Below are 12,234 nucleotides of genomic sequence, written 5' to 3'. Positions count from 1 at the left end.
TATACGGTTTAGACCATACGCAACAACAGGGTTAAGTGAACAGGGACTGCACAAAATACGCGAACAGGCATCGAACGGGCTATTGGCCGGGCATTACGATTTTGTTACATCTTCCTCCCTCAATTCGCACAACCGTCTGCTCAACCCGGTACCGGGCCCCCACCGAACGGCATACCAACTGAAGCTTTTGAAAAAACGAAATCTGGTTCAGGTCGCCGGTAAAGGTGCATGACCGCAATCCATTGCCCTGAATCTGAATGGGTATTCCGTACAGCCGGCTCAACCGAGCCATAATGTCTGCTATGGGAACGTCGGTAAATGTTTGGGTACTTTCAGCACCGGCCAATGTTACCGGATTGTTGACAAGCCCCGTGGTGAGGGTACGGTTTTCGGTCGAATAAAGCGCCCGCTGATTGGGCAGGAGCAGCACCGACTGCGGCTTTGAAGCACCCGCCGGGGCACGTTCGGCCTCCCCTACCGATACTTTTCCCGATAGTACATCGACCTCAACAGCGCGGGCTGCGGGCTTCATTTTAACCCAGAAACTCGTTCCCAACACCTGTGTGAGTGTTGGCCCGGCTGTTACCCGAAACGGGCGGGCCGTATCGCGCCGAACATCGAAATACGCTTCACCCGTAAGCCGGACGTTGCGGCTGTTTGTGCCGGGGCTCTCGGTATACTTCATGGCACTACCCGGCGCCAGCGATACCCAGGAGCTATCGGGCAACTGATGCCATACGGGCTTGGCCGTTTTGTTTTCGTACTGTTGCTGTATGACCAGCGAAGGTGTTGGGGCTTGCCGGGTAAACCAGCCGTACACACCAAATCCAACCAACACTACGCAGGCTGCGGCCGCCACCCAAAGGCTACGGCCGAGGGAGTACACGCGTTGGCGGGGGGCTGTTTGCGCTTCAATCCGGCTCCAGACCTCAGCCACAATCCGAGGATCGACGGGCTGGTGCTCGGTTTCGGCCAACTGACGCACCCGCTCGGCGGCCTGCGCAAGCGTATCGGCCACCTCGGGCGAACAATGGGCTACCGTCAACCAGTATTGGTCACTCGGTGCGTCGGGCCGAAGCACCCAGCGCACAAAGTCATCATCCTGCAAAAAATCGTCGACGGTATAGGATTGATAGTTCATCAGGCAACGCCAGCGATGGGGTACATAGGGTCACCAATCGCACGCTTTACCTGATGTGCACCGTGCACAGCTTTTGTACTGTATGAATCACAAAAAAAAATTCAGCTTACCCACTCAGCTACCAGCAATAGGGTCAGTTGCACATACGGTAAGACCAACTCGCGCAGACGATGGAGAGCCCCGTGCAGCAGGTTTCGCACCGATTGCGCCTGCATGTTCATGACGGTGGCCATTTCGGCATGGCTAAGGTTGTGAAAAAAGCGGAGGTGAATAACCTCCTGCTGCCGTGGAGCCAGTCGGGTCATGGCCTGTTGCAGACGTTCGCGCTGCCCCTCTTCGTGTTGGCTTTGAATCAGAACGTCTTCGGGGGAGAAATACGAAAAAGCCCCCTCAGAAGCATCCGACCAGCCCTCGTGCCGTTGCTGCGCCCGAATCGCTTTAGTTACCTTGTGCCGCAAAGCCCCCAGCAGGTACAGCCGAAGGTTTTGCACGTCTGGAGCGATAAACAGACGCCGGTTCCATAGTTCAACAAACAGATCCTGCACACAGTCTTGCACCAAATGTTCGTCATCGGTCAGTCGATTGCCATACCGAATCAGATCCGCCCCGTAACGCCCGTACATGGCCGCCAGTGCTGCGTGCGAATGGGTACGCAGCTGCTGCCATAATTGAGCGTCGGACTCGGAGGATAGGTTCTGACCCAACATGAAACAAATAGCTAATTATATAAGGCGAAAGGCCTTATAGGTAAAATAATATTTTTTATTTTGGGCTTTATACCAAAATACGCAACAGTTTTGCCTGAGCAATAATAGGTTTTTTGCGCGCACTTCCGAGCCGACTTACTAATTTTTTTTCAAAAGTTTTTTGTGAGGTTAGCGGGGTTGTCCATGCCTCAAAAAGCCCTGTTGGTGTAAAAAAGTAGCAAAACATCGCCTAAACGCTGAACTTTAGCCCCGAGGTTGGAGTTAATCAGGCACGCACCAACAATTTTACACTAATTTTACTTTTATAGTTTCCATGAAAACCGATAGTAGCACTACTCCTTCCCCTGAATTAAGTACAGCCGACCGGATTATTGAGGCCGCCATGACCTTGTTTTTCCGGTATGGCTACAGCCGGGTTGTGGTGGATGATATTGTCCGGGAACTGGCCATCAGCAAGAAAACGGTGTATAACCATTTCGGTGGTAAATCAGAGATTCTCAACGCCGGCATCGACCGGTTTGCCCGCCGGTTTCAGCAGCGGGCCGACGAGATTGTCGACAACGTAGATCTGACGCTCCGGCAAAAGCTAAATGCTTATTTACAGCATATTGGCGAGAGCTTTTCGCGAGTCTCTAAGGATTTCTGGGAAGACCTAAAGCGCTCTGAGCCAAACGCATACAACCGCACTATTGACTTCCGGCGCGACATGCAGCTCCGGTATCTCACCCAGCTGGTTGAAGAGGGTGTCCGGGTGGGGTATATCCGAAATGATGGGGCCCGTAACCTGGCCATTATCATGTTTATCAGCACAGTTGGTCAATTGACCGACGCCGATTTTCTGGGGCAATTTCCCGACGACATTACCCGCTCGATTCCGGCCACCACCACCGAACGCATCGATCAGGTGCTGGGGATTCTGCTCCGGGGTATCCTGACCGAAAAATTCTATGAGGAATAGCCTCTATTTTTTTGGCCACACGGAAACTCAAAAAACAATAAAAGTGTAATTAATACAAATGAAACCGAAACCTATTTTCACACTTCTGCTGGGATTGAGCCTGTCAAACGAAAGTATGGCGCAACCCACGCCCCCGACCCGGCAGATGCTCATGGAGCAGGCCCTGAACAAGAGCTATGCCTTGGCTAACAATAATGCCGAGCAACGTAAAGTACAGCTGGAGAAACAGGCCCTGAAAAATGCCTATTTGCCCGAGCTCACGCTTAACCCGACATACACGCACCTCGACCGCGACATTTCAATCACGGTGCCGCGCTTACCGTATCAACCCCTACCCAAGGAGGTGTACAGTGGACCCTACGAGTTCAGTCAGCAGCTCCAGCCCCGTAACATCCTGAAAGCCACCGCGCAGGCCAACATGCTTCTATTCTCCGGCACCAAAATCCCGACATTGTACAAAGCCCTGTCGTTCAAGCAACAGGCAGTGCAGGCCTTGGCCGACAAAGAACGCATGGCCGTTATCCGCGATGTGGCGTTGGCGTACGACCAACTCGCCCTCATTGCTCAGTCGGAACGGGTACTCGACGAAGCCGACAAGCGTCTGGCCGAGGGGGTTCGGTTTATCAATAAAGCGGTTAAAGAAGGTCTGGCGACGCCCTACGACCGGAGCAAGGTTGAACTGGCAGTGCAGGATTTAGCCGCCAAACGCGTTGATCTGAACGGCAAACGCCAGTTAGCCCTGGCCCGGCTCACCCAACTGACGGGAACCCCGGCGGAACAACTGGCAGGTATCCGGCCCGAACTCACGCGACTCGTGGCCGATACCGTCAGCACCTCGGTAGAGAACCGGCCCGAACTGAAATCGCTGGCTCTGGCGGGCGAAGCCACCCGGTATCGCCAAAAAGCGACCCTGGCGGCCTACTTGCCGCAGGTGTATGCATTCGGGAAAAACGAACTGTACCGGAAAGACCTCTCGGCCATTGAACCCTACTGGTACGTGGGCGTAGGCGTCCGCTGGACGCTGTTCGACCGGTTTACGGCCCGCACCGAGCGCCGGACCGTCGAACAGGACCTGATTATCGCCCAGAACAACCTCGACCAAACCCGTGACCTACTGACGCTCAACCTGCAAAAAACCCATGCCGAGTTACGAACAGCCAATCAGCTGGCCGATGTGGCCACGCAAAAAGTGGTGCTTGCCCGCAAGGCCCTCGACATTGCCACCAAACAGTATGAGCAGGGCCTGATTCGCATTACGGAACGGCTCGAAGCCGAAACCGACTACCAGAAAGCCGAACTCGATTACGCACAGGCAGTAACCAATCAGCGGGCGGCTCAGGTCGGGCAACTCGAAGCAACGGGTTCGTTAACCATCGCCGATATACGCTAATCACGCATTCCATTTTAAACCTGGCCCAACGCCAGTACAACCAAGCAACAACCATGAAACCGCATTTTTTGCCTATTCTGACCTTATCCACCCTTTGGCTCACCAGCTGCCAACCCGACCAACCCCGTACCAACGAGCTGGAGGGGAAAGTCAAAAAAGAGACCGTCGGCGTAACGGCCAAGGTCCCCGGCCGAATCACCCAACTGCTGGTGAAAGAAGGGGATGTTGTGACCAAAGGGCAGATTTTAGCCCGAATCGACATTCCCGAAGCCGAGGCCAAACTTTTACAGGCACAGGGGGCTTTCACTTCGGCCAAGGCACAGTACCAAATGGCCTTACGCGGGGCTACGCCCAACGAGCGTCGGCAAGCCGATGCCGCCCTGACAGCCGCCCGCGAACAGGCCGATCTGGCCGAGAAAAGCTTTAAACGGGTACAGCATATGTATCAGGACTCGCTCATTTCGGCCCAACAATACGACGAGATGCAGGCAAAATACGGGTCGGCACGGGCGCAATTGAACGGCACGCAGGCCAAACGCGACGAGGTAGACGGGCGGATTCGGGCCGAGCGAATTCGGATGGCGTACGGGGATATGCTCCGGGCCGAAGGTGCCCTGAAAGAAGTACAGGCGGCCATTCGGGAAAAGGTTATTGTGGCTCCGCAGGCCATGACGATTGAAAGTATCAGCCTGCACGAAGGCGAACTGGCTCCGGCGGGGTATACCGTCATGACCGGCTACGACAATACCCGGACGTATTTGCGGTTTACGGTGAGCGAGAAAGAGGTTGGCCCTTTCAAAAAAGGCGAGGTTTACACCGTTCGGTTGCCCTATGCGCCCAACCAATCGGTAACGGCCCGGCTGGTGACGGTTAAAGAATTGAGTGCGTATGCAGCCCGTACCACCAGCTACCCGACCTATGAACTGGGTGAGGCCACTTACGAACTCAAACTCGTTCCGACCGACCCTAGTCAACAGGACAACCTATTATCGAATCAGACGGTGCTGCTGCCCCGTCGTTAACCCACACCTGCATGAAAGCCTTTTGGAATCTTTTTCTGCGCGAGTTTCGCCAGTTTTCGCGCAACGGGGTCGCTATGGCGGTGTTTTTGGGTGGCCCGGTGGTGTTTGGACTACTGGTGGGATACACCTACACCAACGCAACGGTAAGCAATCTGCCCATTGCGGTGGTCGACCTGAACGGTTCGGCCCTGAGCGATAAGGTAATCGACGCCCTGGGCGACAACCCTACCCTCCAGATTAAAACCGTTTTTCGGGACGAGGTAGCCGCCCGCAAGGCATTTGGCACGGGCAGCTACGAGGCTGTGGTTACTATTCCGGCCGGCTTTGCCGGTGACGTGCAACAACGCCGAACCCCCGAAATTCAGGTCGACCTCAATATGGCCAACATCCTGACGGCCAACTTTGTATCGCGCGCTGTACAAACTACCCTGTCGACACTCAACGCTGGTATCGAAATTGAGGGCTTGATGAAACGGGGTGTACCCGCCCTGGAAGCCCGTAATCAGTTTCAGGCGTTTAGCATCAACAACACCCGCTATTTTAACCCCTCGGGCAACTACGGGTATTACATGCTGCCGGGCGTTACCGGGGCCATTGTCCAACAGGTGTTCCTGCTGGTACTGGCGCTGGCATTCAGCAAAGAGTTTGAAGAAAATACTTTCGAGGAGGTGACCGGGCAAACGCGGTGGTCGGGGGTGGTACTGTTGGCCAAAACCCTGCCGTACTGGCTCATGGGTGCCGGTGTATGGGCGTTTGTGCTGGGGGTTCTGTTCCCGCTGTTCCGACTACCTGGTTTCGGGTCGGCCTCGGCTCTGCTGGTCCTCGTTGCCGCGTTTACGCTCGCCCTCACGGGTCTAGGTATTCTGGTTAGCATTCTGATTCCAAACCAGTTACGCGCTACTGAAATTCTGATGATTCTGGCCACGCCGGCTTTCATCATCAGCGGCTACTCGTGGCCTGCGAGTCAGATGCCGGTTTTTCTGCAACAGTTAGCACAAGGCATTCCGCTAACGCACTACCTGGGCGCACTCCGCAGCGTCTATTTTCTGGGCGCACCTTTGTCGAGCATCCAACCGCAGGTGATTACGCTAACGCTGTACGGCGTCGGAACGCTGTTGCTGGCCTGGGCCGCTTTGTGGTGGAAAATGCGAAATGCAGAAACGGAGACAGTAATCGTAGAAACGCTGGATGTTGTGTAAGGCTTAGCTCTTCACTTCAGCCACCGGGCCGCGTCAGCAGATTACGCCACTGACGCGGCCCGGGATAACTCATGCCTACAGCCGTTTATTTCTTATACGATACCAATTGGGCCTGTTTCTGGGCTTTGAGGGCCAACTCGGTCGCCAGAAAACAATGCGTCTGTGACATGGCCGTTTCGGTTCGGTTCAGCACATCGTCTACCAGTTGCGTACCATACGGCAAGGGCTCGTTGGTACAGTCGATGTAGCGGGTTTCCTTATGGTCGGTCAGGAACAGGTGATTTCCGCCCGAGCGGCCGCCGATGTCGATGTTTTTACGAATTTCGATGTAGCCATCCGTACCCAGCACGGTCAGGCGGCCGTCGCCCCAGGTTTTCAGTCCGTCGGGCGTAAACCAGTCGACCCGGATGTAGCCCATACCGCCGTTACCCCGCAACATGGCATCGCCAAAATCTTCAAAACCGGGGTACTGCGGAAAATGCACATTGCCCACCTGCGAAGCCACCACATCGGCCTGGGTAGAGCCCGTGAAGTACAAAAATTGATCGAACTGGTGCGAACCAATGTCGCAAATGATACCACCGAAGCGCTTTTTATCGAAAAACCACTCAGGCCGCGACTTCAGGTTTAGCCGGTGTGGCCCCAGGCCGATCGTCTGAATGACTTGCCCAATGGCCCCATCTTTCACCATTTGTGCGGCCTTTACGGTAGCCCGGTTTTCAAGCCGCTCGCTGTACATGATGGAGTAAATTCGCTTCGTTTCTTTCTGCACCCGCCGAACCTCGGCCAATTGGCTCAACGACGTGATGCCCGGCTTGTCGACCATATAATCCTTACCGGCCTTCATGACCCGAATGCCCAGGGGAGCCCGTTCGTCGGGAATTGCCGCGCTCAGAACGAGCTGAATGGTGGAATCCTGAAGAATTTCATCTTCGGAGCGGGCCTTTTTGGCGTTCGGGTGACGTTTAGCAAACTCAGCGGCTAATTCCGGCTCTTTGGCATAAAACGCCACCAACTCACCCCCACCCCGCACTACGGCCTCTACCTGCCCATAGATATGCCCGTGATTGAGCCCAATCACCGAAAACCGAATCCGGTTGGCCCGTTTGGTGGTATCGTGAATGTAAAACGAAGGGGTGCTTATCGGTGTACCAGCCGACAGGCTCGGCACGGCCGGCGCCAAAACCAGTCCGGCAGCTGTGCTAATCGATTCTTTCAGAAACCGACGACGGTTCGCGTGAATTTCGGTCATATTGTGGGTAAACGAATGCAGGTTACGTGTAGCGATTCAATGGGCGTACTCCCACGCTATAACCGGCTTACTGCCAAAATTTACCCATTTGAGGGAGAATGAAGTGTTCAGGTAGACAGATACTACACCCAAAACGCGCTCTAACTACACTTTAGCTACGCTTTGACATGAAAAAGCCCCAAATCAGCGAGATTTGGGGCTTTTAGACTACGCGTCCCGGTAGGAAGTAGCGGGCTCGAACCGCTGACCTCTGCTCTGTCAAAGCAGCGCTCTGAACCAACTGAGCTAACCTCCTTTGTTTAATGGATAATGATTAATGTAAAATGGATAGTGGCCTCTAACGCCCATTTTTCATTATGCATTCTACATTATTCGTTGCCATAGGCCCGGCAAAACTACAAAACTTCCTCTGTTTTCAAGCGCAGGTGGTAGATTTTTTGCGACGGAATACGCCACAACAAAAGCAACCCAACCACAAACAGGACCAGTAGGGCCAACACGCTGTTGCGCATACTGCCCGTAAGTTGCTCCACCAGACCGTACACCAGCGTACCCAGCACAATAGACATTTTTTCCGTCACGTCATAGAAACTGAAAAACGAAGCCGTGTCTTTGGTATCGGCCGGAATCAGCTTTGAATAGGTTGAGCGGGAAAGCGACTGAACCCCGCCCATCACCAGCCCTACAATGCCCGCCAGGACGAAAAACTGGGTTTGGGTTTGCACCAGATAGGCCGCCCAGCAGATCCCAATCCAGATCCCAACGGCCACCATCAGGGCGTAAATATTACCCCAGCGCTCCGAAAGCCGGGCGAAGGCATACGCCCCCGGAATGGCCACCAGCTGAATCAGCAAAATAGTAGTAATCAGGGCACTCGACTCCATTTTCAGCTCATCGCTGGCGAAAATCGTAGCCACGTACATCACCGTCTGCACGCCCATGTTGTACACCGCAAACGACACCAGAAACCGCCGGAGCAGCAGTTGTTGCCGCACTTCGCCGAGGGTTTTCTGCAACTCCCGAAATCCGTTGAAAAACCAGGAGCGCCACGATTCGGTCGCACTTTCGGGGGACTTGCGAACCCCATCGGGCAGCACTGTAAAGGGAATTTGAGCAAATCCGAACCACCACAAACCCACCGTCAGAAACGCCACCCGCGAGGCCATACCCTCCGAAATACCCCCAAACCAGTCGCCTTTCAGGATCATTAGCAGATTCAGAATCATCAGCAGCACACTCCCGATGTAGCCCATTGAGAATCCTCGCGCACTCACCCGGTCAAACTGATCTTCGGTTGCGATTTCGGGCAGGTACGAGTTGTAGAACACAATACTCCCCGCCCAGCCAACCAGGCTCCATCCGAAGCAGAAAACGGCAAATGTGGTGGTGTCTTTGGTGAAAAAGTACAACAACGCACAAGCAACCGAACCCGTGTAGCAAAAGAACTTCATGAACGCTTTTTTCCGACCGCTGTAGTCCGCCAAAGCCGTGCAAAACGGGCTTAGCAGAGCCGCCAGCAGCATGGCCGCCGATACGGTGTACGAAAACAATACCGAGTTTTTGATCGGGAAACCCAGGAAGTCGATCACCGGACCACCCGACTCGTTGAGGGCCGTAGCGGAGAAGTACACCGGAAAAATACTGGAAACAATCACGAGCGAATGCACCGAATTGGCCCAATCGTATAATGTCCAGGCTCTGAGAATACGGGGGTTATTCTTCTGCATAAAGGAAAAGGGCAGTTAAGTACTGAGTCAACGTCAAATGTATAATGTCCAGGCTAAAATGAATAATGGACAAGCCTACAATCAGCACAATAAACCCGTATTCATTCTACATTATCCATTGTACATTTTCCATTCTACAGGCACGTAACTCTCTAAATATTCGGCACAAATACCAGATTGGCAACCTGTTTGGTGCCGTTCACCTGCACCTGATCCTGTTGCAGGATCAAGGTTTGGCGGGTAAGCTGAATAATTTTGAACTTCCCTTTGAAACCAGTCACCTGAATATCGAGCGCCGTATTATTGTCGACCAGCGACCAGTCGCCCGCATTGATAATCTGGCGGGTTGTCAGGTTAATGGCCCGTACCACTTTATTGGTGTTGAACTGAAACAGCAACTCAAATAGAACGGCGGTTTCGAGTCCCAGCGCCGATTTATTGATTTCTTTACCCCCCGTTTCCGTCACTCGCTCGACCCGCCAGGGATTAGTGGTGAGCAGCTCGGTTTGGGTTGTCGCCGTGACCGGTGCCGGATCGGTCTCCCGTTTGCACTGGGTAAACAGCCCTATGAGTAGAAAAAGAAGCAAACAATGGGTGAACAGACGCATGAAACAATCAGTTTTTGATTTGTAGATGCCAAATTAGCGGTTAATTGACAGATTACGGAAAAGAGAGCTAAAGTATGAGTGTAAGGCACAGCAGGAGCAAATGGTCATCAGCACGGACAGGTTTCCTTCAAAGGCTCTTGTTCAGCACTCTACTGATATGGCTCGTTTGCGTTGCGGCCTGGGGGCAAGACCGTTGCGCCCACCCCCTCTCGTACACGCCCGTGAGCGCACCCGGCCGCATCGATTGGGACAAGTTCCCTACGTTCAAACTGCCCTTTACTATTGTGTACGGCGGCCCTAGGCTGGGCGATGTACAGGCCAAACCGCTTCAGCATGGATTTAGCCATATCTCGACGGTGCAGGAGGCCGAATTTGGTTCTTTGGTTCAACCGCAGCAGCGGGCTATTGAGTGGAGCGGGTTTGCATTTGGCCTTAACCAACCCTGGGAAACGGCCGAAAGCCCCTGGAACAACGATCTGAATGCCTACCGCACCCGCTGGGACCGCTGGCTCCACGATGCGTCGGGCGGAGTTCGAAATGCGGCCGGACAGTATTTGCTGCCCACCGATATTCTGATGGTCGACTATGAGCGGATTCACGAAACCGACACCCGAATTCTGCGCCTGAAAACTGACCCCACCACGCCGGCGGCTTACCGGTCGTTGCCCGACGATCAGTTTTTACTTCGGTACAAAAAAGACATCACGGCCCTCTACGCCGAGGGGCTTCGCTTTATCCGAGAACGCGCCGACCTCAGCCGGATTCGGATGAGCACCTACAGCGATACCCCGATTCTGAACACGTTTGTCAACGTGGTGGGCAACTCCTGGACCGATTGGAGCACCAACCCCAACCGCGTGCACTATCTGCTGAAAGATACAACTTCGTTTGCGCGCGTGGGTGGCCCCTTCTACGAGCGTCTCGACTACGTGGGCCCGTCGGGCTATTACTATTACGACTACCCCAGTGCGCTGGCCCCTGACTATTTGGCCTACCTGCTGTTTCAGGTTGAGGCCAACCGCGCCTGGACGAATAAGCCCGTGATGCCGTTTGTCTGGATGCGTTTTCACGATTGCTGTGGCAACTACCCCCGGTTTATCAGGCCCGAAATGGCCGAAGCCACGGCGATTTTTCCATTTTTTTCGGGAGCCAAAGGGCTGTGGCTCTGGGAGGTACCCGGTTTCGACAATCCGCAATCGAACATCTACCGCCCTAACGATGTGTACGCGGCCTACGAGTCGTTTGTACATGGATTGTACCGGCTATCGCGCTTTGCCGATATGTTCGAAGGTGATTATCAGCTTGTCATTCCGAAGCCCGCTCGAGATTTGATGGACGCCCGCGAGCCCGTTTGGCGGGGCGTAGTAAAAGGGCAAAACCTACTTATTGCCGCCCACAACCCCTACGCAGCCGATGGCGCGACCACAACCGTGTCCGTTCGGTACGGAAATTTCAGCCGCGACATTGTGCTGACGGGTCGGCAGGTGTATCTCTGTCAGTTTAATCTGGCGGCTGTAACGGCCTTGCCCGATGCGCCCGCGTTTTCGGAGTTAAGTGTATCGCCCAACCCAACCACCGACTGGACTACAGTCACGTTTTCAGCGGCAAAGGCCGGGGAGGTTCAACTCCAGGTAGTTAATCTGCTCGGTCAGGTGGTTGCGGAGAAAGCCGTACGGGCCAGGACGGGTGTAAACAAACACTTGCTTAAGCTAAATCAGCTTCCAATCGGAATCTACATCGTTCAGGTTAGCAACGGACAAGGCAGAGCCGAAACCCGGCTTATTAAGTCAGACGAATAGAATCTAAAGGCATAACAGCCAAATCGTCTATACCCAGAAATCAACAACGTTATTTGTCAGAATTGGTAACTGATACACTACAGTATTGAATAGATTATAATGTTGCTATCCAGAATCATTTTTATCGCCCGTATAAAGTCCGATCACCGTCTCGTTCATTTCGCTGCCATTCGGCTGCTTCTCCGAATTTAAGCGCCGTATTAGCATTTCGTAGTACACGAATTGCTTCTTTCAAGTTAGTTTGTTCAATTGGTCTTGACTCATCAAGTAACGGATTGGTCGCTACCACACGGCCATTTAGCTTTGGGAGAAGAGAGCGCAAAATCGCTTCATCTTCAGGGGTGTCTATCTCAATTAATAGCTGACTCATAACCCTTGTTTTAAGCAATATAACAAAAATTGGTGATCTCTGGCACACATTCCTCTCCTTT

11 protein-coding genes and 1 tRNA gene are annotated in these 12,234 nt (G+C 53.7%); 5 read left to right on the top strand and 7 right to left on the bottom strand.

From position 1 onward, the window contains the following. Positions 1–79 precede the first annotated feature (79 nt). Together F5984_RS12025 and F5984_RS12020 are read right to left on the bottom strand one after the other, a co-directional pair. Positions 80–1,141, bottom strand: a complete 1,062-nt coding sequence (locus tag F5984_RS12025; RefSeq protein ID WP_152124523.1) for a FecR family protein — start codon at positions 1,139–1,141, stop codon at positions 80–82. 101 nt (positions 1,142–1,242) lie between these two features. Beyond that, positions 1,243–1,848, bottom strand: coding sequence for an RNA polymerase sigma factor (locus F5984_RS12020; RefSeq protein WP_152124522.1), 606 nt, complete (start codon positions 1,846–1,848; stop codon positions 1,243–1,245). A gap of 313 nt (positions 1,849–2,161) precedes the next feature. Here F5984_RS12020 and F5984_RS12015 point away from each other — a divergent pair, with 313 nt between their 5' ends. From F5984_RS12015 to F5984_RS12000, 4 genes are read left to right on the top strand one after another with little or no spacing between them, the layout of a single operon-like run. Next, entirely contained in the window at positions 2,162–2,806 is a 645-nt protein-coding gene (locus F5984_RS12015) for a TetR/AcrR family transcriptional regulator (RefSeq protein WP_152124521.1), read from the top strand. A gap of 58 nt (positions 2,807–2,864) precedes the next feature. Continuing rightward, positions 2,865–4,196 carry a TolC family protein gene (locus F5984_RS12010; protein ID WP_152124520.1) on the top strand — a complete coding sequence of 444 codons (1,332 nt, stop codon included), beginning with the start codon at positions 2,865–2,867 and terminating at the stop codon, positions 4,194–4,196. Between the two features lie 53 nt (positions 4,197–4,249). Continuing rightward, entirely contained in the window at positions 4,250–5,218 is a 969-nt protein-coding gene (locus F5984_RS12005) for an HlyD family secretion protein (protein WP_152124519.1), read from the top strand. Positions 5,219–5,229: 11 nt separating this feature from the next. Further along, positions 5,230–6,417: an ABC transporter permease gene (locus tag F5984_RS12000; RefSeq protein ID WP_152124518.1), complete on the top strand. Its 1,188-nt coding sequence runs from the start codon at positions 5,230–5,232 to the stop codon at positions 6,415–6,417. 85 nt (positions 6,418–6,502) lie between these two features. Here F5984_RS12000 and F5984_RS11995 read toward each other — a convergent pair whose 3' ends face one another. The 4 genes from F5984_RS11995 to F5984_RS11980 form a co-directional block, all read right to left on the bottom strand. Further along, positions 6,503–7,669: a Gfo/Idh/MocA family protein gene (locus tag F5984_RS11995; RefSeq protein ID WP_152124517.1), complete on the bottom strand. Its 1,167-nt coding sequence runs from the start codon at positions 7,667–7,669 to the stop codon at positions 6,503–6,505. Positions 7,670–7,889: 220 nt separating this feature from the next. Then, positions 7,890–7,964 (bottom strand) — tRNA-Val (locus tag F5984_RS11990). Positions 7,965–8,064: 100 nt separating this feature from the next. Next, the gene (locus tag F5984_RS11985) at positions 8,065–9,396 is read right to left on the bottom strand and encodes an MFS transporter (RefSeq protein WP_152124516.1); all 1,332 of its coding nucleotides are present in this window, start codon (positions 9,394–9,396) and stop codon (positions 8,065–8,067) included. A 152-nt stretch (positions 9,397–9,548) separates the two neighbouring features. Further along, positions 9,549–9,983: a hypothetical protein gene (locus F5984_RS11980; RefSeq protein WP_152124515.1), complete on the bottom strand. Its 435-nt coding sequence runs from the start codon at positions 9,981–9,983 to the stop codon at positions 9,549–9,551. Positions 9,984–10,141: 158 nt separating this feature from the next. On the opposite strand from F5984_RS11980, the gene F5984_RS11975 reads away from it, so the two are divergent. Next, on the top strand, positions 10,142–11,803 hold the full coding sequence (locus F5984_RS11975) for a T9SS type A sorting domain-containing protein (RefSeq protein ID WP_246168942.1): 1,662 nt from the start codon (positions 10,142–10,144) through the stop codon (positions 11,801–11,803). Positions 11,804–11,924: 121 nt separating this feature from the next. Here F5984_RS11975 and F5984_RS11970 read toward each other — a convergent pair whose 3' ends face one another. Then, positions 11,925–12,173 (bottom strand): hypothetical protein, encoded by a 249-nt coding sequence (locus F5984_RS11970; protein ID WP_152124514.1) that lies wholly within the window; start codon positions 12,171–12,173, stop codon positions 11,925–11,927. Positions 12,174–12,234 lie beyond the last annotated feature (61 nt).

Origin of the sequence: Rudanella paleaurantiibacter (assembly GCF_009184635.1) — a bacterium.
GTDB lineage: Bacteria > Bacteroidota > Bacteroidia > Cytophagales > Spirosomataceae > Rudanella > Rudanella paleaurantiibacter.
This window is presented reverse-complemented; position numbering and strand designations above follow the sequence as displayed.